Origin of the sequence: Actinoplanes sp. NPDC049681, assembly GCF_044465265.1 — a bacterium.
GTDB lineage: Bacteria > Actinomycetota > Actinomycetes > Mycobacteriales > Micromonosporaceae > Actinoplanes.
Window position 1 is genome coordinate 481,147 of record NZ_JBITLP010000005.1, and the last position, 24,719, is coordinate 505,865.

At 72.5% G+C, this 24,719-nt stretch carries 23 protein-coding genes; 11 read left to right on the forward strand and 12 right to left on the reverse strand.

Annotation, left to right across the window (positions count from 1 at the left end):
* Nucleotides 1-5: 5 nt before the first annotated feature.
* On the reverse strand, nucleotides 6-1,604 hold the full coding sequence (locus tag ACIBO8_RS20485) for a methyl-accepting chemotaxis protein (protein WP_396116841.1): 1,599 nt from the start codon (nucleotides 1,602-1,604) through the stop codon (nucleotides 6-8).
* Nucleotides 1,605-1,775: 171 nt separating this feature from the next.
* Here ACIBO8_RS20485 and ACIBO8_RS20490 point away from each other — a divergent pair, with 171 nt between their 5' ends.
* Complete coding sequence (locus ACIBO8_RS20490; protein ID WP_396116842.1) at nucleotides 1,776-2,720, forward strand: 3,4-dioxygenase subunit beta; 945 nt, start codon at nucleotides 1,776-1,778, stop codon at nucleotides 2,718-2,720.
* Between the two features lie 10 nt (nucleotides 2,721-2,730).
* Here the strand turns inward: ACIBO8_RS20490 and ACIBO8_RS20495 are convergent, their stop codons facing one another.
* The 8 genes from ACIBO8_RS20495 to ACIBO8_RS20530 form a co-directional block, all read right to left on the reverse strand.
* Entirely contained in the window at nucleotides 2,731-3,924 is a 1,194-nt protein-coding gene (locus ACIBO8_RS20495; protein ID WP_396116843.1) for an RNA polymerase sigma factor, read from the reverse strand.
* Nucleotides 3,925-3,944: 20 nt separating this feature from the next.
* On the reverse strand, nucleotides 3,945-4,301 hold the full coding sequence (locus ACIBO8_RS20500) for a YciI family protein (protein ID WP_396116844.1): 357 nt from the start codon (nucleotides 4,299-4,301) through the stop codon (nucleotides 3,945-3,947).
* 63 nt (nucleotides 4,302-4,364) lie between these two features.
* On the reverse strand, nucleotides 4,365-4,778 hold the full coding sequence (locus tag ACIBO8_RS20505; protein WP_396116845.1) for a DUF6069 family protein: 414 nt from the start codon (nucleotides 4,776-4,778) through the stop codon (nucleotides 4,365-4,367).
* A gap of 140 nt (nucleotides 4,779-4,918) precedes the next feature.
* Complete coding sequence (locus ACIBO8_RS20510; RefSeq protein ID WP_396116846.1) at nucleotides 4,919-6,742, reverse strand: diguanylate cyclase; 1,824 nt, start codon at nucleotides 6,740-6,742, stop codon at nucleotides 4,919-4,921.
* Between the two features lie 63 nt (nucleotides 6,743-6,805).
* The gene (locus tag ACIBO8_RS20515; RefSeq protein WP_396116847.1) at nucleotides 6,806-7,849 is read right to left on the reverse strand and encodes a M15 family metallopeptidase; all 1,044 of its coding nucleotides are present in this window, start codon (nucleotides 7,847-7,849) and stop codon (nucleotides 6,806-6,808) included.
* Nucleotides 7,850-8,050: 201 nt separating this feature from the next.
* Complete coding sequence (locus ACIBO8_RS20520; RefSeq protein WP_396116848.1) at nucleotides 8,051-8,623, reverse strand: DUF3558 family protein; 573 nt, start codon at nucleotides 8,621-8,623, stop codon at nucleotides 8,051-8,053.
* Between the two features lie 76 nt (nucleotides 8,624-8,699).
* Nucleotides 8,700-10,004, reverse strand: a complete 1,305-nt coding sequence (locus ACIBO8_RS20525; RefSeq protein WP_396116849.1) for an ABC transporter substrate-binding protein — start codon at nucleotides 10,002-10,004, stop codon at nucleotides 8,700-8,702.
* A complete protein-coding gene (locus ACIBO8_RS20530; RefSeq protein ID WP_396116850.1) occupies nucleotides 10,001-11,356 on the reverse strand; it encodes a diguanylate cyclase domain-containing protein in 1,356 nt (451 codons plus the stop codon). Before ACIBO8_RS20530 ends, ACIBO8_RS20525 begins: the two co-directional genes overlap by 4 nt.
* Before the next feature lie 154 nt (nucleotides 11,357-11,510).
* On the opposite strand from ACIBO8_RS20530, the gene ACIBO8_RS20535 reads away from it, so the two are divergent.
* A complete protein-coding gene (locus ACIBO8_RS20535; RefSeq protein WP_396116851.1) occupies nucleotides 11,511-12,812 on the forward strand; it encodes an ABC transporter substrate-binding protein in 1,302 nt (433 codons plus the stop codon).
* A gap of 5 nt (nucleotides 12,813-12,817) precedes the next feature.
* Here ACIBO8_RS20535 and ACIBO8_RS20540 read toward each other — a convergent pair whose 3' ends face one another.
* The 3 genes from ACIBO8_RS20540 to ACIBO8_RS20550 all read right to left on the reverse strand — a co-directional run bounded on the left by ACIBO8_RS20540 (nucleotide 12,818) and on the right by ACIBO8_RS20550 (nucleotide 15,646).
* The gene (locus ACIBO8_RS20540) at nucleotides 12,818-14,020 is read right to left on the reverse strand and encodes an EAL domain-containing protein (protein WP_396116852.1); all 1,203 of its coding nucleotides are present in this window, start codon (nucleotides 14,018-14,020) and stop codon (nucleotides 12,818-12,820) included.
* Nucleotides 14,021-14,099: 79 nt separating this feature from the next.
* Nucleotides 14,100-15,314, reverse strand: coding sequence for a PP2C family protein-serine/threonine phosphatase (locus tag ACIBO8_RS20545; protein WP_396116853.1), 1,215 nt, complete (start codon nucleotides 15,312-15,314; stop codon nucleotides 14,100-14,102).
* Nucleotides 15,315-15,433: 119 nt separating this feature from the next.
* Nucleotides 15,434-15,646, reverse strand: coding sequence for a hypothetical protein (locus ACIBO8_RS20550; RefSeq protein ID WP_396116854.1), 213 nt, complete (start codon nucleotides 15,644-15,646; stop codon nucleotides 15,434-15,436).
* 371 nt (nucleotides 15,647-16,017) lie between these two features.
* Between ACIBO8_RS20550 and ACIBO8_RS20555 the strand changes: the two genes are divergently transcribed.
* From ACIBO8_RS20555 to ACIBO8_RS20595, 9 genes are all read left to right on the forward strand, one after another.
* A complete protein-coding gene (locus tag ACIBO8_RS20555) occupies nucleotides 16,018-16,347 on the forward strand; it encodes an STAS domain-containing protein (protein WP_396116855.1) in 330 nt (109 codons plus the stop codon).
* On the forward strand, nucleotides 16,344-18,236 hold the full coding sequence (locus ACIBO8_RS20560; RefSeq protein WP_396116856.1) for a PP2C family protein-serine/threonine phosphatase: 1,893 nt from the start codon (nucleotides 16,344-16,346) through the stop codon (nucleotides 18,234-18,236). The genes ACIBO8_RS20555 and ACIBO8_RS20560 overlap by 4 nt, the downstream gene beginning before the upstream one ends.
* The gene (locus ACIBO8_RS20565) at nucleotides 18,229-18,636 is read left to right on the forward strand and encodes an ATP-binding protein (protein WP_396116857.1); all 408 of its coding nucleotides are present in this window, start codon (nucleotides 18,229-18,231) and stop codon (nucleotides 18,634-18,636) included. The genes ACIBO8_RS20560 and ACIBO8_RS20565 overlap by 8 nt, the downstream gene beginning before the upstream one ends.
* A gap of 46 nt (nucleotides 18,637-18,682) precedes the next feature.
* Nucleotides 18,683-19,696 carry an AraC family transcriptional regulator ligand-binding domain-containing protein gene (locus ACIBO8_RS20570; RefSeq protein ID WP_396116858.1) on the forward strand — a complete coding sequence of 338 codons (1,014 nt, stop codon included), beginning with the start codon at nucleotides 18,683-18,685 and terminating at the stop codon, nucleotides 19,694-19,696.
* Nucleotides 19,697-19,768: 72 nt separating this feature from the next.
* Nucleotides 19,769-20,995, forward strand: coding sequence for an acyl-CoA dehydrogenase family protein (locus ACIBO8_RS20575; RefSeq protein WP_396116859.1), 1,227 nt, complete (start codon nucleotides 19,769-19,771; stop codon nucleotides 20,993-20,995).
* The gene (locus ACIBO8_RS20580; protein WP_396116860.1) at nucleotides 20,992-21,801 is read left to right on the forward strand and encodes an SDR family NAD(P)-dependent oxidoreductase; all 810 of its coding nucleotides are present in this window, start codon (nucleotides 20,992-20,994) and stop codon (nucleotides 21,799-21,801) included. Before ACIBO8_RS20575 ends, ACIBO8_RS20580 begins: the two co-directional genes overlap by 4 nt.
* A complete protein-coding gene (locus ACIBO8_RS20585) occupies nucleotides 21,798-22,547 on the forward strand; it encodes an SDR family oxidoreductase (RefSeq protein ID WP_396116861.1) in 750 nt (249 codons plus the stop codon). The genes ACIBO8_RS20580 and ACIBO8_RS20585 overlap by 4 nt, the downstream gene beginning before the upstream one ends.
* Nucleotides 22,544-23,698 (forward strand): phosphotransferase family protein, encoded by a 1,155-nt coding sequence (locus ACIBO8_RS20590; protein WP_396116862.1) that lies wholly within the window; start codon nucleotides 22,544-22,546, stop codon nucleotides 23,696-23,698. The genes ACIBO8_RS20585 and ACIBO8_RS20590 overlap by 4 nt, the downstream gene beginning before the upstream one ends.
* A complete protein-coding gene (locus tag ACIBO8_RS20595; protein ID WP_396116864.1) occupies nucleotides 23,695-24,705 on the forward strand; it encodes an NADP-dependent oxidoreductase in 1,011 nt (336 codons plus the stop codon). The genes ACIBO8_RS20590 and ACIBO8_RS20595 overlap by 4 nt, the downstream gene beginning before the upstream one ends.
* Nucleotides 24,706-24,719 lie beyond the last annotated feature (14 nt).

Here is a 24,719-nt window from a genome sequence, read left to right on the forward strand (position 1 = left end):
CCGGGTCAGACCTGGAACCCGGCGACCAGCTTGTGCAGCTCGTTGCTCATCCGGGCCAGGTCCGTGGAGGCCTGCTGCGCCTGGGTGACACCGGTCGCGGTGGTGCGGACGGCGACGGCGACGCCGGCCATGTTGTCGGCGATCTCCCGGCTGCCGGACGCCGCCTCGGCGACGTTACGGCTCATCTCGGAGGCCGTCGCCGTCTGCTCCTCCACGGCCGCGGCGATGAGGTTCTGCGAGTCGCTGATCCGGCCGATGACGTCGCTGATCCGGCCGATGGCGCCCACCGCGCTGTCCGTGTCGGCCTGGATGGACTGCACCCGGCGGGCGATGTCCTCGGTGGCCTTCGCGGTCTCCTGGGCCAGGTCCTTGACCTCGCCGGCGACCACCGCGAAGCCCTTGCCCATCTCGCCGGCGCGGGCCGCCTCGATGGTGGCGTTGAGCGCCAGCAGGTTGGTCTGCTCCGCGATCGCGGTGATGACCTTGACCACGTCGCCGATCTCCGCCGAGGACGTGCCCAGCTTGCCGACCGTCGCGGTGGTGTCCCGGGCCGCCGTCACCGCCTCGGCGGCGGTGCGGGCGGCCTCGCCGGCGTTGCGCGCGATCTCCTGGATCGACAGGCCCATCTCCTCGCTGCCGGCCGCCAGGGTGTTGACGTTGCCGGAGACCTGATCAGCGGCACCGGTCACCACGTTGGCCTGGGCGTCGGCCTCCTCCGCGGAGGCGGCGATCTGCGTCGACACGACGGACAGCTCCTCCGAGGCGGCCGACAGCGTGCCGGCGTGCCCGGCGATGGTCGACACGGTCTCGCGCAGGGCGGCGGCGGTGGTGTTGAGCGCCTCCCCCAGCCGGCCCATCTCGTCCTTGGAGCGAACCTCGGCCCGGGCGGTCAGGTCGCGCTGCGCGAGACGGTGCAGCGCCGAGACGACCACGGACAGCGGGCGTACGACGGAACGGGTCACCAGGATGCTCATGAGGACCGCCAGGACGAGGGCCACCGCCAGCGACACGCCGAGCACGGTCAGGCTGGTGATCCGCGCCTGGGCCGCCTCCTTCCGCAGGGCCGTGACCCGCGTGTCGACCGACTTCTCGAGCTCCGCGGTGATGTCCAGGACCGCGCCGTACGAGTCGGCCGCCTCGCCGCCGTTGATGCTCTTCATCACCTTGGCACGGGCCTCCTGGGTGTCCGGCTTCAGCCACTCCATGAGAGTGTCGTCCCACTTGAAGAAATCGTCCCAGGCCGGCTTGAGCTCCGCGAACTTCGCGCGCTCCTCCGGCGTCATGTCGCTGGTGTGGGCCGCCGCGTACGTGGCGTAGATGGAGTCCTTCGACTTCAGCTCACCCTTACGGTTGTAGCCCTGCGGCCCGGTGGCGTACGCGTACCCGAACGCTCCGGCGTCGGCGGCCACGAGGCCCTGCCAGCCGGTGACGTCCGCCGCGTAGTACTTCATCAGCTGGACGTCGTCGCGTACCTGCTCCATGGCGGCCAGCCGCCGCTGAGCGTCGTCCTGCTGGCGCAGGCCCCACCAGCCCGCTCCCGCGGCCGCCAGGATGAGCACCGTCAGCACGCAGAAGGAGAACGCCAGCCGCTTGCCGACGCTCACGTCACGAAAATGCCGCACAACCAACTCCACGCCTTGAACGGTTAAGTAACTACGTCCTCATGATCGGCAGGTTCGCCGGAGCGCAAAGGTCTGATTTTGGTGCTAACCGGTAATAAGGCTCCCCGGCTTCTGCGATGGTGACCCTCAGAAGTCGTCACGAGGGAGTCATGCATGCCGCCGACCTACGAGGGGCGCCCGCTCGCCCGGCCCGACGAGGAGCTCGCCGACCAGGGCCTGGCCTTCGACCTCGGCACCCTGCTGGACCGCCGGCAGATCCTGCGGGCGCTCGGGATCGGGGCGGCCACGCTCGGCCTGGCCGCCTGCGGCGACGACTCCACCAGCCGCACGCCGAAGTCGTCGTACTCGCCGGCGGCCGGGATCGGTGAGACGCCGGACGAGACCGCCGGCCCCTATCCCGGCGACGGCTCCAACGGCCCGGACGTGCTCGAGCAGAGCGGGGTCGTCCGCAAGGACATCCGGTCGAGTTTCGGGACGGCGAAGGGCACGGCCGAGGGCGTGCCCATGACGCTCGAGCTCACCGTCAACGACCTGGCCAACCGGGGACGGCCGTTCGCCGGCGCCGCGGTCTACGTGTGGCACTGCGACCGCGAGGGGCGGTACTCGCTGTACTCCGACGGGATCACGGACCAGAACTACCTGCGCGGCGTGCAGATCGCCGACACGGACGGACGGGTGAGCTTCACGAGCATCTTCCCGGCCTGCTACAGCGGGCGCTGGCCGCACATCCACTTCGAGGTCTACCCGACGCGGGCCGACATCACGGACGCGACGAAGGCGATCACCACGTCCCAGGTCGCCCTGCCGAAGGAGACCTGCGACAAGGTCTACCAGCAGCCGGGCTACGAGGCCTCGGTGACCAACCTCGGGCAGATCAGCCTGGCCAAGGACACCGTGTTCGGCGACGACTCCGCCGCCCTGCAGCTCGGCGCGGTGTCCGGCGACGTGGGCACCGGCCTGACCGTCTCGCTCGGCGTCGCCGTCGACGCCACCACCGCACCCACCGGTGGACAGCTGACCGGCGACGGAGCGCCCTCCGGCGCGCCGGGCGGTCAGCCGCCGGACGGCCCCCGGCCCAGCGGTCCGCCGCCGTCCTGATCGCCGCGTATCACCGGGGCCGGGGACCGAGCCGTTCCCGGCGGCCGACGAGGAAGGTCCGTTCGGTGTCGGTGCGGGCCAGCGCGATCGCCTCGTCGTAGGCGTCTGCGGCCTCCGCCACCCGGCCGAGGCGCACCAGGAGGTCGGCGCGGGTGGCCGGCAGCAGGTGGTAGCCGGGCAGCTCGATGCCCTCCAGCGCGGCCAGCGCCATCGCCGGGCCGTGCACCTCGGCGACCGCCACCGCGCGGTTGAGCGCGACCACGGGCGTCGGCGCCAGCGTCTGGAGCTGGTCGTAGAGCGCCAGGACCTGCGACCAGTCGGTGGCGGCACCGTCGGTGTGCACGGCGTTGATCGCCGCCTGGATCTGGTACGGCCCCGGCCGGTTGCGCCGCAGGCAGCGGCGGACCAGCTCGTGCCCCTCGGCGATGAGCGTCCGGTTCCACAGCGAGCGGTCCTGGTCCGGCAGCAGCACCAGGTCGCCGGCCGGGCCGAGCCGGGCGGGGCGGCGGGCCTCGGTGAGCAGCAGCAGGGCGAGCAGGCCGAGGACCTCCGGCTCGTCGGGCATCAACGCGGCGAGCTCGCGGGCCAGCCGGACGGCCTCGGCGCACAGGTCCGTGCGGATGAGGGGGCCGGAGGTGGCCGCGTACCCCTCGTTGAACATCAGGTAGAGCACCGTCAGCACCGGCGGCAGCCGGTCCGGCAGCTCCTCGGCCGCGGGAACCCGGTACGGGATGCCCGCGTCGCGGATCTTCTTCTTGGCGCGCACGATCCGCTGCGCGATCGTCGCCTCGGGCACGAGGTACGCCCGCGCGATCTCCGGCACCTCGAGCCCGCCCAGCAGGCGCAGCGTGAGGGCGGTGCGGGCGTCGGCGGCGAGCGCCGGGTGGCAGCAGGTGAAGATGAGCCGGAGCTGGTCGTCCCGCACGGGTCCCACCTCCCGAGGCTCGTCCGGCTGGTGCAGCAGCAAGGCTTGGGCGTGCCGCGCTTCGCGGGTCGACTCGCGGCGGAGCCGGTCGACGGCACGGTTGCGCGCGGTGGTGACGATCCAGGCGCCCGGGTTCGGTGGCAGGGTGTCCCACTTCTCCAGGGCCACTGCGAAGGCGTCCTGGACGGCCTCCTCGGCGAGGTTGATGTCGCCGAGGAGGCGGACGAGCGTGGCCACGCAGCGGCCGTACTCCGCCCGGTAGACGCCGTCGAGGTCCATGTCGGTACGCCGGTTCGCGATCAGCTCTCGGGCTCGTCCTGGAACGGCCGCACCTCGACCGGGCCCATGCAGGCCTCCGCGCATTTGGCCGCCCAGGCCAGCGCCTGGTCGAGATCCTCGCAGCGCAGGACCCAGAAGCCGCCGAGCTGCTCCTTGGTCTCGGCGAACGGTCCGTCGGTCATGGTGGTCCGGCCGTTCTCGGCACGGACGACGGTGGCGTTGTCCGCCGGCAGGAGACCCCCGCCGAAGACCCATGCGCCGGCTGCCTGCAACTCGCGGTTGACCGCGTCGACCTGGGCGTAGGCCTTCTGCATCTCCTCTTCGGAGGGGAGCGGCTGGCCCTCGACCATGTGTACGGCGAGCAGGTACTGCTCCATGACGTTCCTCCGGATCAAGTGGACGGGTGAATGGTGGCAGAAGTGCGGTGGCAGCGGTACGGGTCAGGCCGGCAGGCGGCGCGCCACGGCCGGGATGACGATCGCGGCGGCGACCAGGTGGGTGAGCATCAGCAGCGCCCTGGTGCCGGTCGCGGCGTCCACGATCAGGTCCGGGACCAGCGAGAGCACGGTGAGCACCACCGTCGTACGGACGAAGGCACGGCGCGGGGCACGGGCCGTCCGCGCCAGGACCGCGGCCAGGGCCAGGCCGACCATCGAGAACACGGCGGTCAGCACGGCGAAGCCGGGAAGCGGGATCGGAGCCCCGCCGACGTTCAGGCTGACGCCGGCGGCCCGCCCGGCGGCCGCCACGGTCATGGTCGCCGCACTGGCGGCGGCCGCTGCGGCGACCCCGGTCCCGATGAGCGCGACGAGGCGCGAGTCGGCGGCGCGGGTGGTCTTCGCGGTGGTGGTCATCGTGCCCTCCGGTGATCCGGCGACCGGCTCCGTGCCGGCCTCTCACCAGGGCTACGAACGCGGGCCGCCCCGATCGACAGGGCGGCCCGGATTTCTCGGAAGTTTTTCCGCGGCGCTCGGCCGCCGCTTCACCGCCCGCGTCACACCGCGACGGGAGCGGCCGTCATCGCCGTGTTCCGGCCCGGCGCAGGGTCGCCGACCACACCGTCGGTCTCCAGCGCGAGGAACGCCTCCACGACATGCGCGGGGAACTGCCGCCCGCTGCCGCGGCGCAGCTCGGCACGGGCCTGGTCCGCCGCCAACGCCGGGTGTCCCGGACCGGCCATGCGCATCACGGCCCAGGCGGCGCAGACACCGATCGCCGCGCTGGCCGGTACGGGCACGGCGTCGGGGCGCCGGCGGGCGACCTCGGTCACGATCGTGGCCCAGTCCTGGATGTGCTGGTCGAGCTCCACCAGCTCGGCCGGGACGACGTCGGCCGGGGCGGGCAGGGTCCGGTCGGCCGGGTCGGCGATCACCACGCGGTCGCGGCCCCCGCGCTTCGCGGCGTACAGGGCGCCGTCGGCGGCGTTGACGAGCCGGTCCGCCGCGACCGTGTGCGGTGGCACCACGGCAGCGCCGCCGACCGAGACGGTGACCGCGATGGGCGTACGGCCGTCGACGAGCACCGGCGCCTCGTTCATGCGCTCACGGATGCGTTCGGCGAGGACGCCCAGGTCCTCGTGGCCGGTGGCGGCGGCCAGGACGGCGAACTCCTCGCCGCCGAAGCGGGCCACCACGTCGCTGCCGCGGCAGGTGCTGCGCAGCCGGCGGGCGACCTCGACGAGCACCTGGTCGCCCGCGGGGTGGCCGTACGTGTCGTTGACCCGCTTGAAGTGGTCCACATCGATGAGCAGGAGCGCGAACGAGCCGCCGTGCCGCGACGACCGGTCGATCTCCACGCGCAGCTGCTCGGACAGGAAACGGCGGGTGTAGAGGCCGGTGAGGGCGTCGGTGATGGCCAGCCGCCGCTGCGCCGCGATCAGGCCGGCCATCCGGATGAGCACGAGCAGGAACAGCACCCCCGAGGCGCCGACCACCACGAGGTCGGAGCTGTTGGCGCCGCGCAGGTTCTGCACCACGAGGACGGCCGGCGCCATCGAGGTGGCGATCCCGAGCAGTACGAGCCGGAACGTGGTGGCGCCCGAGCGGCTCTGCGTCGGTTCGGCCGCGCGCCGCATCGACGGGTGCAGCCCCGCCGCGCCGAGCGCGACGTAGCTGAGCATCCAGATGGCGTCGGGCCAGCCGCCGTCGGCGAACATGCCCATGAGGGTGAGCAGGCCGTAGGTGGTGTCCGCGACCAGGGTGAGGCCGAGGAACGCCAGTAGCAGCTGGTAGGCCGGCTGACGGGCCCCGCCGCTGAGCAGGAGCCGGATGGCCACGGTCAGCACGCACAGGTCCATCGTCGGGTACGCCGTGGCCGCGATCCGGTCCACCGTGCCGATGCCCGGGGTGGTGACCGTCGGGTGGATCAGGAAGACCCACCACAGCACCCCGACGCCGACCGCGAGGATGGTGGTGTCGACCAGCGCGGCGACGTTGCGTTCCGGGGAACGCTTCCGGTTCAGCCGCACCAGCGCGGCGGCGACGAACACGTATTGGGAGAGATAGAGGACGTTCGCCAGCGGCGGGTAGCTGGAATCGTCCTGCGAGGCGACGTAGTAGGTGATGTCGCCGCCGAGGTACATCAGCTGGCCGGCGGCGAGCAACCACCAGATCGAGGAGAGCCGCGGCCGGTGCCGGCGGATGCCCGCCACGATCGCGACCGCCGACGACCCGCTGATCAGGCAGTAGAGGAACGTCTGGAGGCCCGCCGCACCGAGGGCGGGAACCACGTAGTAGGCGGCCAAGAGTACGAGAGCACCCGCCGTCCATACGACCCAGGCCCACCGCCACGCGTCCGGACGCGCATCACGAGAAGTCACGACACCTATCCCATCATCGGGCGTTCACCGATCGGTTGTGCCCGGGTTGCCCCGGGGGAGCCGTCAGCCGCCGGTGATCGACCAGTGCCAGGCCTCGGAGGGCAGGTTCACGAAGCCGTACCGACCGGCGTTCGCGGCCAGCCACCGGAACGCGTCGCTGTCGCGGCCGATCGTCCGGCCCCCGGAGCTGATGTCCACGGCCAGGCCGAGCTCGTGCAGCGACCGGCCGGGGATCGCCGTGGGCACCCGGCACGAGGAGGCCGGCGCCGTCCAGACGTCCGGGCAGCCGTTGATCTTCCGCAGCTTGATCTGCTGGTCCCTGGTGCGGAACCCGCCGCCGGACAGGGAGATCCCGTCGGCCTGCGCGTCGGCGAGCATCCGCCGGAACGCGAACGCGACGCTCTTGTGCACGGTGATGCCGTTGACGGTGGTGGTGTCGGCGACGGTGAACCGGGCCCGCACGTCGGTGACGACGTCCCGGCTGAGGACGGCGGCCTGGCCGGCGAGCTCGGCGGACTTGTCGAGCGCGTTGAGCCGCAGCTGGTTGGTCCGGATCGCCGCGGAGATGCGCTGGTACGCGGCCACCACGCTGTCGAGCCGCGCGGTGGCGGTCCGGGCGGCGGCCTGCGCCGCCCTCAGCGCCACGGCGGCCTTGCGCGCCTCGACACTGCGGGTGCTCGCCGACTGCACGGCGACGGCGACGGCGCTCTTGGCCCCCGCCACCGCGGCGGCGTTGCGCGGCCGCTGCTGCGACACCAGGGTCAGCCGGTTGCGGGCGCTGGTCAGCCCCTCGCGGGCGACGGCATAGCTGGTACGGGCGGCCGCGTCGGCCGCGACGGCCGTGGTGAGGGCGGCCTGCGCGGCGGTGTGCATCTCGCGGCTCTTGATGACCCGGGTGGACTGGGTCCGGAGGGAGTCCCGCTGGGCGGCGAGCGTCGTGCGTACCCGGACGTAGGCCGCGGAGGGCGTCAGGCTGTGGTACATCAGCGAGGACCACTGCTGCGCGACCTGCGGGACCGCGGCCGAGGTGGGTGCCGGCGCGCCGGCGAAGGTCAGCACGGCGGCAAGGGCCGTGACCAGCAAGAATCGAATTCGCGATGTCGTCATCGGCGTGCGCTCCTCGGCCTGGACGGTCAGGGGGCGGGACAAGGACGAACACCGGATGGTCCGTACGTACACCGAACCGCCCGCGACGAGGCGCCGTCGCGGGGCGGAGGTGGAGCCCCGAGCTTTCTCCGGACGAGTCTCGGAGCGCAGGGGTGCAGCTCCGGGCCGGAGCCGGGAGCGGGAAGGTTGCCGCGGCCGGCGCTACATCCGCCCGACCACCTGGCGGGCCAGCGTGGTGACCCGGGCCACGTCGGCCTCCGGGGTGAGGGTCCGGCCCTTGAGGTACTGCACCGCGACCGTGACGTACAGGTCGCCGGCGAGCACCTTCACCTCGGTCTGGCCGCGGTGATAGTACGAGTACGCCTTCTGCCCGAGGCCGCTCACGTCCTTGGCCTCGGGGCGGACCTTCCGGACCGTCGCATACTCCTTGGCGGCGCCGTTCGACGGCTTCGCGAGCTCCAGGTAGACCCACGATTCGGCCGAGGCGTCCTTCCATTGGCAGAACCGCGAGGTGCCGACGGCGTTCGGCTGCGCCTCGCCGACCGGGCCGCCGAAGAGGGCCTCCATGTCTGCGCGGCTGAGCAGGCCGCAGGCGTACGCCTCGTCCTCGTAGCCGGCGGCCGGAGCGGCGGTGTCCGCCCCGGTTGCGGTCCCGGCGTCCGGGGCCGTCCCGTCCGCCCCGGCCGCCGGAGCCTCCGTGTCGTCGCCGGGCGCGCCGCAGCCGGCGAGCGCGAGAACTCCGAGCATCAGTGCACTTGTCAGAAGCTTCTTCACGCCTGAGAAGGGTGCTGCAGCGACCGGGCCGCCGCATCCGTGCCGGCACGTAGACGGAGATCTACGTGCCGGGGCCTCACTGCGGCCAGGAGTCCTCGATGCGGTGCAGCGTCGTCGCGGTGTCCGCGCCCTTGATCCACTCCGTCATGCCGGTCCAGAAGGTCCCGGCGCCCACCGCCGCCGGCATCAGGTCCGAGCCGTCGAAACGGATGGTCACCGACTGGTCGGTGAGCAGATCCGCGGAGAGCTTCTCGACGGAGGTCTGGGTGTTCGCCGGGTCGAAGCCCTTGTTGGCGCTGACCGCACCACCGATCTTGGCACGCTCGTTCGCCCATTCCGGGGTCGACAGGTATGCGGCCACGGCCTGCACCTCAGGCCGGTCCGTGAACGCGCCGACGAACTCGCCCGCCACCAGGATTTGCCGCCCCTTGGCCGGGTCGATCGGCGGCAGGGCGAAGGCGAAGATGTCGCCGTCGGGGGCGACGGTGGCGCTCTTGGGCCACAGGTCGGCGTAGATGGACGCCTGGCGGTGCAGCGCGCACTTGCCTGCCAGGATCGGCAGGCCGGCTTCATCGAAGGAGGTGGAGACCACGCTCCTGACACTGCCGTAGATGTACGCCGGGTTGCGCAGGATCCGTCCGACGCGCTCCAGCGCGGTGGCCACCCGGGGGTCGTCGAACGGAATCTTGTGCGCCACCCACTGGTCGTAGACGTCCGCACCGAACTCGCGCAGCATCACGTCCTCCAGCCAGTCGGTGACCGGCCACCCGGTCGCCACGCCCGACTCGATCCCCACGCACCACGGCTTGATGCCGTCGGCGGCGATCCGGTCGCTGAGGGAGATCATTTCGGCCCACGTCGTCGGTACCTTGTAGCCGCGCTGACTGAACATCCTGGGCGAATACCAGACGTACGACTTGACGTTGGCGGTGTAGGGCGCACCGTAGAGGACGTTGTCGACCGTGCCGTACCGGCTCCAGTCGGGCGAGAACCACTTCGCGACGTTCTCGCGTACCGCGGCCGGGGCCGGCTTGACCGCTCCGGTGCGAGCCAGGTCGGCGAGCAGCCCGGGCTGCGGAATGATCGCCAGGTCCGGAGCGCCGCCCTGCTGGACCCGCCGCCGGAGCTCGGCCTCGAACTCGTCGTTGCCCTCGAACCGGATGGTGATGCCGGTGCAGTCCTCGAACCGCTCCCACGACTGTTTGGCCTGCTGGATGCCGAGGCCGCGGATCGTCGCGAACATCGACACCGAGGTGCCGGAATGGCCGAGGTAGCCGGCGTATGCCTCGCATCCCGACTCGACCGCCGGGCCACCCCCGGAGCACCCCGTGGTGCCGCCGACAAGGATCAGAGCGGCAGCAACCGCTGCACGAAACCTCATGTCATCGCCTTCAGCTGGTCGAACCGCACGACGGTGTTCTTGCCTTGGGCCTTGGCGGCGTACATCGCCACGTCGGCGTCGCGGATCAGGGCGTCGATGTCGGTGTGGCCGTTCCACAGCGCGACCCCGATGCTGGCCCGGGGCCGCAGCTCCACCTCGGGGAGGATCAGCGGTTCCCCGATGCTGGTGAGCAGGCGGTCCGCCACCGCGTACGCGTCGCCGGGCTTGGCGAACCCGTCGAGCAGGACCGCGAACTCGTCGCCGCCGAGGCGGGCGGCCGTGTCGTCCGGGCGCTGCAGGCCGTCGCGCAGCCGCTCGGCGACGGCGACCAGCAGGACGTCGCCGACGCCGTGGCCGTACAGGTCGTTGATCTCCTTGAACCCGTCGAGGTCCACCAGGATGAGCGCCATGTGGGTGCCAGGTCCGCTGCGGGCGAAGGCGTCGGTCAGCAGGTCGCGCAACAGGGCCCGGTTGGGCAGCCCGGTGAGGTTGTCGTGGTACGCCTGATGCTTGAGTCCGGTGAACGCGTCGCGCAGTGCCACGAGGGCCGCGTTCAGCGCGTGACCCATCTGCCCGACCTCGTCGTTGCCCCGTACGGTGAGCCGCTGGCTGAAGTCGCCGCGCCCCACCGCGGTCAGCACGTCGACGGCCTCGCGCAGCGGCCGGGACAGCGTCCGCGCCGCCAGCACCGACAGGGTGATCGCGGCCAGCGCGCCGGCGACCAGCGACAGCAGCATCCACCGCTCGGTGGCCCGGCTGCGCGACAGGGACTCGCGGGCGCCCGTGGCGACGGACTCGACGAGCTGGGTGAGCACGGCGTCGGCGCGGGTCTTCACCGAGCGTGCCACCGCCTCGGACTGCACCAGCAGGATCGTGGTGGCCTTCTGCCGATCGCCGCGCCGGCTCGCGTCGAGGGCGGTGTCGCGGGCGGTACGCCACAGTTGCAGCAGCGATCCGAACGCCTCGAGCGCCCGCTGCTCCGGCCGGGCGAGGTGCAGCCGCCGCAGCTCCACCAGGTCGACGTCGAGCCGGTCGTCGGTCGTCGCGATCATGGTCTCGTACTGGTGCCGGTAGAAGCCCGGCTCGGACAGGATGTGGGAGACGACGGCCTCGAGCTGGGCGCCGACGGCCGAGCGTGCGTCGGTCATGTGGGACAGGGCCAGCACGTTGGTCCGGTACTGGTAGTCCTGTTGCGCCGCGAGGTCCCTGATCCGCAGCAGGCCGACGACGCCGACCGCCGCGAACACCGAGGCCACCACCAGGGCGACGCTCACGATCTTGGTGCTGATCCGCAGGTCGGCGAAGGCCTGGCGGGCCTGTGTGACGGGGCGCAGCAGACTGCCTCTCGACAAGAGGTGCCTCCCCCCGACGCATCACCGACTCCGGACTCTCCTCCCATCGGTCGCGGGCGCCGCCAATCAAGCGAATAGCTGATCACCGGATACGGACGCCACTAGGCTGGCTTAGCCGGGATGCTTTCGCTGGCCGAGCAGGGAGGGTGGTGCCATGCCCGGGCGCCGACGAGGCCCGCTCAGCCTGGTCCTGGTCATGCTCCTGGCCCTCCTCCCGGCCTGCGGGGGCGGCGGCAAGGACGACGGCGGGGCGGAAGGGTCCGACGACAAGGTCGAGGTCTTCTCGTGGTGGGACGGGCCCGGCGAGAAGGAGGGCTACGAGGCCCTCATCGCCTATTTCAAGCGGAAGAATCCGACCATCGAATTCGTCAACGCCGCCGTGGCGGGCGGTGCCGGGATCAACGCGCGGGCCGTGCTCGCCAGCCGCCTGGCCGCCGGCGATCCGCCCGACTCCTACCAGATCCACGCCGGGCTGGAGCAGACCGCCGACATCAAGGCCGGCAAGATCGAGGACCTGTCGGCCATGTACGAGCGGAACGGCTGGCGGAAGTTGTTCCCGGCGGCGCTGCTCGACGCCACCACCATCGACGGAAAGATCTATTCCGTTCCGGTGACCATTCACCGCTCCAACGTGCTGTGGTTCAACATCCGGACCCTCAAGAGCGCCGGCATCACGAAACCGCCGACGACCTGGTCCCAGTTCCTGAAGACGGCGGGGCGGCTGAAGGCCAGGAACATCACGCCGTTGTCGATCGGCCCCGGCTGGACCCAGAAGCACCTGCTGGAGAACGTGCTGCTGGGCGAACTCGGACCCGAGAAGTACACGGGACTCTGGAACGGCAGGACGAGCTGGCTCGGCGCGGACGTCCGTGCCGCCGTCGCGGTGTTCGCCAAGGTGCTCGCGGCCTCGGACATCAAGACGTTCGGCGGTGACTGGCAGTCGGCGCTCGACAAGATGATCGAAGGCGGTGCGGCGTACACCGTGATGGGCGACTGGGCCGACGCGTATCTGGGCCGGGCGAAGGGGCTGAAGTTCGGGACCGACTACGGCGCCGTGGCCTCCCCCGGCACCAGCGGGGTGTTCAACTTCCTGTCGGACACGTTCACGCTGCCCAAGGGCGCCCCGCACCGCGACGCGGCGGAGAAGTGGCTCAGCGCCTGCGCCTCCCTGGAGGGCCAGGAGGCGCTCAGCGTGAAGAAGGGATCGCTGCCGGCCCGCCTCGACACCGACCGCACGAAGTACCACGACTATCTGGCCACGGCGCTGGCGGCCTGGCAGGACCCGGCCACGGTGGTGGTGGGGTCGGCGACCCACGGTGTCATGGTCGACCCCGCGCGCAGCACCGAGATCGACACCGCGCTCGCCACGTTCGTCGACGACGGCGACCTCGACGCGTTCGTCCGCTCGCTCGCCAGGACGTACGCGGGCTACCAGCCCACCGTGCAGGGCTCCTGAACCGGTCAGGCTGGCACCTTCGCCGGTTCGGCGGCGTACTCCTCGCGCAGCTCCTCGGGGCTCACCGCCGGGCCGAAATGCCAGCCCTGGCCCAGGTCGACCCCGACCGCCACGAGGGCGGCGGCGTCGCACTCGGTCTCCACGCCCTCGGCGACCACGGTGGCACCGGTGGCCCGGGCCAGGTCGACCAGGGAGTGGGTCACGACGCTCAGCACCGGGTCGGCCCCGATGCCCGTGACGATGCTGCGGTCCAGCTTGATGACGTCCGGCTGGGTGACGACGATGTGCCGCAGCGACGAGAAGCCGGCGCCGACGTCGTCGATCGCCAGCCGCATGCCGCGCGCCCGCAGCGGGGCCAGCACGGCCTTCAGGGCGTCGTAGTCCTCGACCGGCTCGTGCTCGGAGAGCTCCAGCACGACCCGGTCCAGCGGGAAGCGCTCCAGCAGCCGGGTGCACGCCCTGGTCAGCAGCGTCGCCGGCGAGACGTTCATGGTCACGTAGTGCGGCACCAGGCGGAGGTGCTCCGCGGCGCGGCGCAGCGCCAGCAGCTCGAGCCGGTGCCCCTCGCCGATGGCGTGCGCGTCGGCGAAGCAGCGGTCCGGGGGCAGGTCCCACTCCCGCGGGAAGCGGCTCAGCGCCTCGGCGCCCACCCGGCGCCGGCTCGCCAGGTTCACGATGGGCTGGAGCAGCACGACCGGCCCGCCGGCGTCCAGGATCGGGCCGAGCCGCTCGGCGATCTCCGCCTGGCGGACGTGCTCGCGCAGGGTCGGCTCGATGATCATGGAGGCGGCGTGCGACAGCACGTCCATGAGCGCCCGGTCCCTGGGGGTGAGCGCGGGGTTCGAGTCGAAGCCGGCCGCGCAGAAGGTGCCGTAGACGGTCCCGTCACTGAGCACCACCGGCACCGAGACGAAGCTGCGCAGCCACGGGATGTGGGCCCCCGGAAGCTCCATGGCCTCCGGGTACGCGGTGACGTCCGCCATCACCGGTGGCAACCGCCCGTCCAGGATCGCCTGGCAGAACGAGTTCTCCTGCGGCTGCGACATGCCGGCGCGGAACGCGTTCGGGATCGTGGATTCGACCGCCTCGAGGTGCTGCGTCGTGCCGTCCAGGCGGGTGAGGAAAGCGACGCCGAGACCGAGCGACTTACGCGCGGTCTGCAGCAGGTCGGTGAGCTGCTGCGTCGCTTCCTTGTGCTGCTCGGGCACGTCGCCTCCCTTCGCGGCTTCTCAAGCTGACGTCAGAGACAATCGGCGGCTCGGCGGCCTTCTTGAGAGCCTGCGGCCGCTAGTCGCCGGGGCGGCGTACCACCAGCAGGGCGATGTCGTCCATCGGATCGTGACCGGCGCCGACGGTGAGGATGTGATCGCACATCGCCTCGGCCGGTCCCGGCTCGGCGGCGAGGGCGAGCCGGTCGATGCCCACGTCGATCACTTCGCCGCGGCGTTCGACGAGCCCGTCGGTGTAGAAGACCACGGCCGCACCCGGCGGGACGTCCACGACCGAGGTGTGCCGGGCCGCCGGGGGGTTCCCGACGCCCAGCGGCCGGTCGACGCGGAGGTCCAGGAGCCGCGCGGGCTGCCCGGGGACGGCCAGCATCGGCAGCAGGTGCCCCGCGGAGGAGACGTGCATCGCCGACCGGTCCGGCGCGATGAGGGCGTACGCGGCGGTCGTGAGCGATCCGGCCTCGAAGTGGTGGACCTTGCGGTCGAGGGCGGTGAGCACCTCGGCGGGGTCGTCGCTGATCAGCGCGTACGCCCGCAGGGCACTGCGGATCCGGCCCATGACGACCGCGGCCGGCAGCCCGTGGCCGGAGACGTCGCCGATGACCGCGCCCACCCAGCCCGACGGCAGCTGGAACACGTCGTACCAGTCGCCGCCGATGCCCAGGTCGTGACCGGGCAGGTAGCGTGCCGCGAGGTCGAGGCCGGGCAGCTCGGGCAGCCGGCTGGGCAGGAGGCTGCGCTGCAGGGCGAGCGCCGCCTGCCGGTCGAGGATCTGCAGCCGGGTCTGTGCGGCCTGCCCGGCCCGGTCGGCGACGAGCTGCAGCAGCTGGATGTCGTCCGGGCCGAACCGCCGGGGCACGAGGGTGCCGACGTGCAGGACGCCGACCAGCTGACCGCCGACGACCATCGGCACGCCGAGCAGGGACCGCAGGCCCTTGTCGATCAGCAGCGGGTTGACGACGCTGTCCGGTGTCACGTCCTCGATGATCACCGGCCGGCGGCCGGCGGCGACCCGCCCGGCGAAACCCTGGCCCACGCCGATCCGGAAGCTGCGCCGGACCTCCTCCTCGAGGCCCTTGGCGGCGGTCGCGACCATCTCGTTGGTGTGGCCGTCGACCAGCAGGATGACGGCGGTGTCGACCGACAGCAGTTCCCGCGCGCGGTCCAGCAGCTCGTCGAGCAGCTCCGCGACGTGCAGGTCCGACAGGGAGGCGTCGGTGATGGCGGTGATACGGCGCAGCCGCTCCTCGTCGGTGATCGGTTCGATAGGCGCCACGCACGCAGCCTAGACGGTCATCAGGCTCCGGCGACGGGCACCGAAGCACGCGGGCGGCGAATAGGGGTCCGGCCGGCGGGGCCGGGCGCGATCAGCCTCGCACCCGGCCCCGGCCATGATCAGTCCCGCCGCGCCAGGAACCCGGCGGCCTCCACGAACGGGCCCGCGTACCCGAGCGCCATCGTGAGCGGCAGGCTCGGGCCGAGTGCGACGGCGAGCGGCAGGGGCAGGACCCGCGACCGGTACGCCGCGACCGCGCCCAGCACGCCACCGGCCATCCAGGCGAGCAGCCCGGCTACGAACAGCATGGCGCGGGCCGGACCCGCGCCCACCGGACAACCTTCCCGGCCGGCCGGGAGGACGTCCCGGCCCGTCAGTCGATCGTGCCCAGGCCCTGCGCCCGCGCGGCCGCGATGGCCGCCGCCCGGTCCGGAGCACCGATGCGGGGCAGGATCAGCGACACGGTGTTCGCCACCGTCTTGTCGCTCACCCCGGGCCGGCGGGCGATCGCCTGGTTTGCCCGGTCCGGCGGCGAACAGGTCGAGCACCTGCCGCTCGCGCTCCGACAGACCAGCGGCGATCCCGGATCCGCCGGAAACACGTGCCGCCGCGGCGGGAGCCTCGTTCTAACCGATCGGTGTCTCCTCGTAGCGAGCCGGGCGGCGTAGCGTGACCGGCAGCGACACGCAGAAGGGTGGAATGCGTGCGGACGATCTCGGTCGACACCGATGCCGACGGCCGGCTCACCGTGTTCCTGCGCGGCGATCTGGACTTCACCAATGCGTCCCAGGTCGCCGGGGCGGTGCAGGAGGCGATCCACCGTGGCCGCCCGGCCGCCGTGCGGATCGACCTCGCCGACGTCACCTTCCTGGACTCCTCCGGCATCGGCCTGCTCGTACGAGCCATGAAGGCGGCGGAGGAGGGCGGCGCGGGTTTCCGCGTCGCGAACCCCACGTCCAAGGTCCTCGACCAGCTCTGGCTGTCCGGCCTGCTGGAGGCGTTCGGCCTGGCCGACCCGGCCGAGGACCCGTGACGGACCACGGATACCTGCAGCGCCTGGCGGAGATCGAGGCCCAGGTGAGCCAGGCCGCGCTGCGGCCCGAGGTCGTGTGCGAGCGGGCCGCCGGGCTGCTGGCCGGGCGGATCGGGTGCCGCATCGACGAGGCCCACGCGCACCTGCGGCACCTGGCCAGCCAGCAGGCCCGGGAGGTCACCGCCGTCGCGTCCGGCGTGCTGGCCGTACTCGAGACCCGCGAGTCCACGCCCTCGGGAGCGCTGCACCGCAGCGCGGAGGAGGCCCTGCGGGTGCCGCACGCGCCTCCGGAAGCGCGATCCCGTGCACGATCGGAACCCTCCCCCACGGCACGACGGGAGTGGGCCGGCGTCGTGCAGCAGGTGCTCGACACGGTGCCCGGCGAGTACATCGTCGTCACCGCGCTCCGCGACGACACCGGGCAGATCACCGATTACGAGATCGTCGCTGTCACCCGTACCGTGACCGGCCGGTCGGGATACACCGGCCCGCAGCTGATCGGCCGACCGGTCAGCGAGGTCTTTCCCGCGATCGTGGGCGGGCCGGTCTGGCGGGCGTGGTCGGCCGCGCTGGACGACGGCCGGCACCGCCAGGTCAGCGGGGTGAGCTCGTTCCACCGGGACGACCACCACGCGGAGCAGCACCTGTCGGTCCGGGTCCGGCCGGTCGGGCCGGGCCTCATCACCACCTGGTCCCGCGCCGACGAGCAGGCGCGGCTGGCCGAGCGCATCGCGCAGACCGAACGGCTGGGCAACCTGGGCTGGGGCGAGTGGGACCTGGTCACCGACGCCACGGTGTGGTCCGACGAGATGTACCGCATCTACGAACGCGACCCGGCGCAGGGCCCGTTGCCACGCGAGGAGTCCGACGCGCTCGGCCTGCCCGAGGACGAGCCGCTGCGGCGCCAGGCCGCGGAGGCGTTCGGGCGCGGCGAGACCGTCGACCTCACCGCCCGCACCCTCATCAACGGCCGGATCAAACACCTGCGGGCCGTCATCGACGCCGTCCGCGACGCCGACGGCAGGCCGGTGAAGGTGTACGGGATCATCCAGGACGTCACCGCCCGGGAGACCAGCCGGCTCAAACTGGCCGAGGTGCAGCAGCAGCTGCGCGAGCACCAGCAGAGCCTCGCGGCCGAACACCGCCTCGCCGCCCGGCTGCAGCACATCGTCCTGCCGATCCCGGACGCCCCGATCGAGTTGCCCGGACTGCGCGCCGCGGTCAAGTATCTCCCGGCCGAGCAGGCCAGCCGGGTCGGCGGCGACTGGTACCACGCGGCGACCGCCGGTGACGGCAGCATCGTGCTGGCCGTGGGCGACGTCGCCGGTCACGGCCTCAAGGCCGCGGCCACCATGGCCCAGCTGCGCCACGCGCTGGCCGCCCTCGCCGTCACCACCACCTCGGACCCCGCCGCCCTCCTCGCGCACCTCAACAGGTTGCTCTACGCGGGCGACCCGGAGACCGGTACGGCCACCGCGGTCATCGCCCGCTACGATCCCGGCACCCACGAGCTCACCTGGGCGCAGGCCGGCCATCCGGCGCCGCTGCACGCCCGGGCGGGCACCGTCACCGAGCTCCCCCGCCGCCGTGGCCCGCTGCTCGGAGCCCTCCGCGGCGCCGAGTACCGCACGTCCGTCGCCCACCTCGGCCCCGGCGACGTGCTGCTGCTCTACACCGACGGCCTGGTCGAGCACCGCTCACACACGCTCGACGAAGGGCTGGCCCCGGTCCTGAGCGTGCTGCGCCGCGTCACCGCCGAGCCGGGAGCACGGCCCCTGGAGGACCTGCTCACCGGCCTGCGCCGCGCCAACCCCGACGACGACACCTGCCTGCTGGCGGCACGCCGGCATCCCGGCCCGCCACCAGACCTCGGAGCCCACCGTGGCTGACTCTCCCGCTCCCTGGCCACTGCTCGCCCGCGACTTCGACACCGGCAGCCTGGTCGCGCTGCGCCGGGAGGTCGAGCACTGCGCGCAGAGCAACGGCCTCACGGACCTGGAGCTGTACCGGTTCGTCGTGGCCGTCAACGAGATCACCACCAACGCGGTCCGCCACGGTGGCGGGCGGGGACGGCTCGAGCTGTGGCGCACCACCGACCGCCTGCACTGCCGGATCACCGACCAGGGCGCGGGCATACCCGCCCGGTACCGCCCGCCCCGGCGCCCGGCGGCCGACGCGGTCGGCGGACGCGGGCTGTGGCTGGCCCGTAACGGCATCCCCGAGTTCGCCATCCGCACCGGCACGTCCGGCACCGAGATCACCCTGTCCAGCGCGGCGACCGCCCCGTAGCGGGGACGGATTTGATTCCCGGTGCCGGCGGGGCGAGCCTGGGGGGATGTCTCTGGTGCGCTCCGCCGGTTTGCAGAAGTTCCGGCAGGTCGTCGAGTCCCTCGGCGGGGACGCCGTGGGCTGCGCGCGGCGGGTGGGGCTGCCGGTGGAGGCCCTGGACACCGACGAGCTGCTGGTGGAGGACTCGAAGCTGGCGGCGGTGCTGGAGGTGGCGGCCGCCGACCTCGGCCGTCCCGACCTCGGCCTGCGGGTGGGCCAGATCCAGGATCTCGGCCTGCTGGGGCCGCTGGCGGTCGCGATCCAGCATTCGCCGTCCGTCGCCGACGCCCTGGAGTGCACCTCGCGTTACCTGTTCGTGCACGCCCGGGACCACAGCGTCGAGGTCGTCGAGGATCCGGAGGGGGCCCGCGGCGTGGTCGCCCTGCGCTACGCGTTCCCCGGGCGGCGGCCGCTGCCGCAGGCCACCGACATGACGGTCCTGTTCCTGCACCGCACGGTGATGTTCCTGGCCGGCGGCCCGTACGGGCTGAAGTCCGTCGACCTGCCGCACGAGCCGGTCGCGCCCCGCGGTCGCTACGAGGAGGCGTTCGGCGCCCGCGTGCGGTTCGGCCGTCCCGTGGCGGTGCTGCGGCTGCCGTCGAGCCTGCTGTCGCGCACGCTGGACGGGGTCGACGCGACCGTACGGGGCCTGGCGCTGGCCTTCCTGTCGCGGCAGTCCCCGGCGGCGGGCCGGGCGGCGGTGACGTCGCGGGTACGGGCGGTGCTCGATCAGTCGCTGGGCACCGGGTCGACCGATCTCGCCGACGTCGCCAGTGTGCTGGCGGTGCATCCGCGCACCCTGCAACGGCAGCTCGCCGCGGAGGACACCTCGTTCGGGGCCGTGCTGGACTCGGTGCGCCGGACCCGGGCGCGGTCGTACCTGACCACCACGAGCATGCCGTTGGCGCAGGTCAGCAACCTGGTGGGTTTCGCGGAGCAGGCGGTGCTGACGCGGTGCGCGAAGCGGTGGTGGGGGCGTACGCCCTCCGAGGTCCGGCGCGAGGCGCGCAACCCGTCCTGATGTGTCGCGCAGGATCAAATGCCTGTCGCGTACGATCAAGTAATTCCGATCGTGCCGCCTAGGCTGAAGGCCATGGATTTCAGTCCCTCCCCGCGGGCCGCAGCCCTGACGGAGGCGGTCCGCGCCTTCGTCCGCGACGAGATCGCCCCCGTCGAGCGTCAGCTGCACGAGCGGGCGGCCGAGATGCGCCGGCAGCACGGCGGGTCCGCCCTGTGGCACGCGCCCGACGAGGTGCGCGACCTGCAACGCAAGGCCCGCGAGCGGGGACTGTGGAACCTGTTCCTCCCGGCCGATCACGGCGGCCTGAGCAATCTGGACTACGCCCCCGTCGCCGAGGCGACCGGCTGGTCGGCCCTCGCCCCCTTCGTCCTCAACTGCAACGCGCCGGATTCCGGCAACGCCGAGGTGCTGTTGCGCTACGGCTCGCCGGCACAGCGGGAGCGGTGGCTCGAGCCCCTGCTCGACGGGCGGATCCGCTCGGCGTTCGCGATGACCGAGCCGGCGGTGGCGTCCTCGGACGCGACCAACATGCAGCTGACCGCCGTCATCGAGGGCGACGAGGTCGTTCTGAACGGCCGGAAGTGGTGGACGACCGGCATCGGCCATCCCGACTGCGCGGTGCTGATCGTCATGGGTCTCAGCCACCCGGACGCTCCCCGGCACGCCCGGCACTCGATGGTGCTGGTCCCCCGCGACGCTCCCGGCGTGAAGGTGGAGCGGATGCTCGACACGATGGGGTTCTTCGACGAGCCGTTCGGGCACGGCGAGGTCTCGTTCACCGACGTCCGGGTGCCGGTCAGCGAGATCGTCGCCGGGCCGGGCCGGGCGTTCGAGATCGCACAGGGCCGCCTCGGGCCCGGCCGGGTGCACCACGCCATGCGCATGATCGGGCTGGCCGAGCGGGCCCTGCACCTGGCGTGCGAGCGCGGGCTGTCGCGTACGGCCTTCGGCCGGCCGCTGGTGGAGCTCGGCGGCAACCGGGAACGCATCGCCGATGCCCGCATCGCCATCGACTCCGCACGCCTGCTGATCCTGCACGCGGCGTGGAAACTCGACCGGTACGGCCCCGCGGGCGCCGTCAGCGAGGTCAGCGCCATCAAGGTCGCCGCGCCCACCGTGGCGCAGCAGGTCGTCGACTTCGCCATGCAGATCCACGGCGGCGCCGGCCTCTCCAGCGACTTCCCCCTGGCCGAGGCGTGGACGGCGGCGCGCGCCGTGCGTCTCGCCGACGGCCCGGACGAGGTGCACAAGAGCACCGTCGCCCGCCGGGAGCTCGCCAAGCACGGAGCCGGCCGATGAGCGCGCGCCGGGTCCTCATCACCGGCGGCGCGTCCGGCCTGGGCCGGGCCCTCGCCGTACGCCTCGCGGCCCGCGGGGACCGGGTCCTCGTCACCGATCTGGCGCCCGAGCACGACGTGCCGCCGGGTGCGCTCTACCAGCGCCTGGACATCACCTCCGGCGCCGACTGGGCGGCGGCCCTCGAGCGGGTCCGGGACGAGTTCGGCGGGCTGGACCTGCTCGTCAACAACGCGGGCATCGCCGCCGGCGGGCGGATCGACCGGCTCGGCGACGCCCACTGGCGGCGCGTGCTGGAGATCAACGTCCTCGGCACGGTCAACGGCTGCCATACCTTCGCGCCGATGTTCAAGGCGCAGGGAGGCGGCCACGTCGTCAACGTCGCCTCGGTCGCCGGTCTCATCCACGCGGCCGCGATGAGCTCGTACAACGCCAGCAAGGCGGCGGTCGTCGCGCTGTCGGAGACCCTGCGCTACGAGTTGGGCCCCTGGGGCGTGGACGTCAGCGTCGTCTGCCCGTCGTTCTTCCGTACCAACCTCGCGGCGTCACTCGGCGGCGACGACCCGCTCATGGACACGATCGCGGCCAAGCTCATCGCCCGGGCGCCGCTCGACGCCGCGGAGATGGCCGAGCGGGTCCTGCGCGGTGTCGACGCCCGGCGCTTCCTCATCCTGCCGGACCGGCCGGCCCGGCGCATGTTCTGGACCAAGCGCCTCCTGCGTCCGCTGTACGACCGCCGGATGCTCGCCGGCGCCGCCCGCTTCCGGCAGGCCGAGCGGCGTGCGGACAGCGGAAGGGAGCCGCGGTGACGGGCCGGGGCGTCGTCCTGATCACCGGTGCGAGTTCCGGCCTCGGCGAGGAGATGGCCCGCCAGTTCGCCGCCCTCGGATACGACCTGGCGCTGTGCGCGCGGCGTACGGACCGGCTCGGCGTGCTCGCCGGCGAGATCCGTAGCGCCACCGGGCGGCGGGTGGAGACCGCCGCGCTGGACGTCACCGATCCGGAGGCGGTCGCGAAGGTCTTCCACCACTTCGCCGCCACCTTCGGCAGGCTCGACCGGGTGATCGTCAACGCCGGCATCGGCAAGGGCGCCCCGCTGGGCACCGGGCGGCCCGACGCGAACCTCGCCACGGCGATGACCAACTTCGTCGGCGCCCTGTCGCAGTGCGAGGCCGCGCTGGAGATCTTCCGCCGGGAGCGGGGCGGGCACCTCGTCCTCATCTCGTCGATGTCCGCGCTGCGCGGCATGCGCCGGTCGATGACCACCTACGCCGCCACGAAGGCGGGCGTGGCGGCGATCGCCGAGGGTCTGCGCTCGGAACGCATCAGGGGCCTCGACGTCTCGGTGATCTACCCGGGTTACATCCGCTCGGAGATGAACGCCCACGTCGAGCAGAAGACCCGTTTCATGGTCGGCACCGAGAGCGGCGTACGGGCCATGGTCCACGCGATCGAGAAGCGGCGCACCAAGGCGTACGTGCCCGCCTGGCCGTGGGTGCCGCTGGCCGCCGCGATGAAGCTGCTGCCCCTGCGGGTCGTCCGGCGGCTCGTGTGAGCGCAGGCGAGGTTCGCGCGGAGGACGCGTTCGACGTGGCGGCCATGGCCGCCTGGCTGGCGGGCAACGCGGCTCCCGGCGATGCCGGCGTCGACCTGGCCACGCTGCCCGAGGTACGCCAGTTCTCCGGCGGTGTGTCCAACCTGACCTACCTGTTGCGCTACCCCGGCGGCGACCTCATCCTGCGCCGGCCACCCAAGGGCGAGCATCGCAAGGGCGCCCATGACATGGCCCGCGAGCACCGGGTCCAGAGCCAGCTCGCCCGGCACCTCCCCTATGTCCCCCGGACCGTGGCTCTGTGCGAGGACACCTCGGTCATCGGTACGCCCTTCTACGTCATGCAGCGCCTCGACGGCCCGATCCCGCGCAAGGAGCTTCCGCCCGGCGTACGGCTGGATCGCGAGCAGACCGCCACCCTCTGCCGCAACGTGATCGACCTGCTGGCCGACCTGCATGCGGTCGACGTCGCCGCCACCGGGCTGGCCGACCTGGGCAAGGGCGACGGGTACGTCGGCCGGCAGGTCGCCGGCTGGTCCGAGCGCTACCGCCGGGCGCGCACCCGCGGCACCGGCTCGTTCGAGGCGGTGATGGACTGGCTGGACCGCAACCAGCCCGCCGACCGGCCCCACACCCTGGTCCACAACGACTTCCGTTTCGACAACGTGGTGCTGGACCCCGCGGATCCCACCCGCCCCGTGGGCCTGCTCGACTGGGAGCTCGCGACCGTCGGCGATCCCCTGCTCGACCTCGCCAACTCGCTCGGCTACTGGGTCCAGCGCGGCGACGGACCGCTGATGCGGCTCTTCCGCCGCCAGCCCACCCACCTGCCCGGCATGATGACCCGCGAGCAGGTCGTCGCCCACTACTGCGCCCGCACCGGCGCCACGGTCACCCGCGCCGAATGGGCCTGGTACGAGGTCTTCGGGCTCTTCCGCGTCGCCGTGATCGCCCAGCAGGTGTACCAGCGGTACGTGACGGGCCAGACGACGAACAAGAAGTTCCGGTACTTCGGGATCGCCGTCGCGGTCCTCGAGCAGCGGTGCCGGCGCATCATCCGGCGTACCCGCACGATGTCACCGCGAACCGCCGCCGTACAGATAGGGCCGTCCCGCCAGGGGCGGCGTTCGACGAACGAGGAGCCAGCCGCATGAGCCGCATCAACAGTCAGTACCGGCTTGCCGCCCGCCCGGTCGGGTTGCCGAAGCCGAGCGACTGGAAGTACGTCGAGGAACCGGTCGCCGAGCCGGCCGAGGGCGAGCTCCTGATCCAGGTCCTCCACCTGTCGCTCGACCCGGCCATGCGCGGCTGGATGAACGAGGGCAAGTCCTACATCCGCCCGGTGGAGATCGGCGAGGTCATGCGCGCCGGAGGGGTCGGCCGGGTGATCGCCTCCCGCCACCCGAAGTTCGCCGTGGGCGATCACGTGTCGGGCACCCTCGGCGTGCAGGAGTACTGCCTCTCGGACGGCCGGGGGCTGACCAAGGTGGACCCCGCCCTCGCGCCGCTGCCGGTCTACCTCGGCGTGCTCGGCATGCCGGGCATGACCGCGTACTTCGGGCTGCTCGACATCGGCCGCCCGCAGGCCGGCCAGACCGTCGTGGTGTCGGGCGCGGCCGGTGCGGTCGGCACCGTGGTGGGCCAGATCGCCAAGCTCAAGGGCTGCCGGGTGATCGGCATCGCCGGCGGGGAGCGCAAGTGCCGGCTCGTCGTCGACGAGCTCGGGTTCGACGCCTGCATCGACTACAAGTCCCAGGACGTGCGCAAGGAGCTGCGCGAGCTGGCGCCCGACGGCGTGGACGTGTACTTCGACAACGTCGGCGGCGACATCCTCGACGCGGTGCTCACCCGGCTGGCCCGGGGCGCCCGCATCGTCATCTGCGGCGCCATCTCGCAGTACAACGCGACCGAGCCGGTCAAGGGCCCGGCCAACTACATGTCGCTGCTGGTGAACCGCGCCTCGATGACCGGCATGGTGGTCTTCGACTACGCCGACCGGTACGCCGAGGCCGCCGCGGAGATGTCGGGGTGGCTGGCCGAGGGCAAGTTGCGGTCGCTGGAGGACGTGGTGGACGGCGGTGTCGAGGCGTTCCCCGACACCCTGCTGCGGCTGTTCCACGGCGAGAACACGGGCAAGCTCGTGCTCAAGGTGGCGGACTGATCGACGCCGGATGA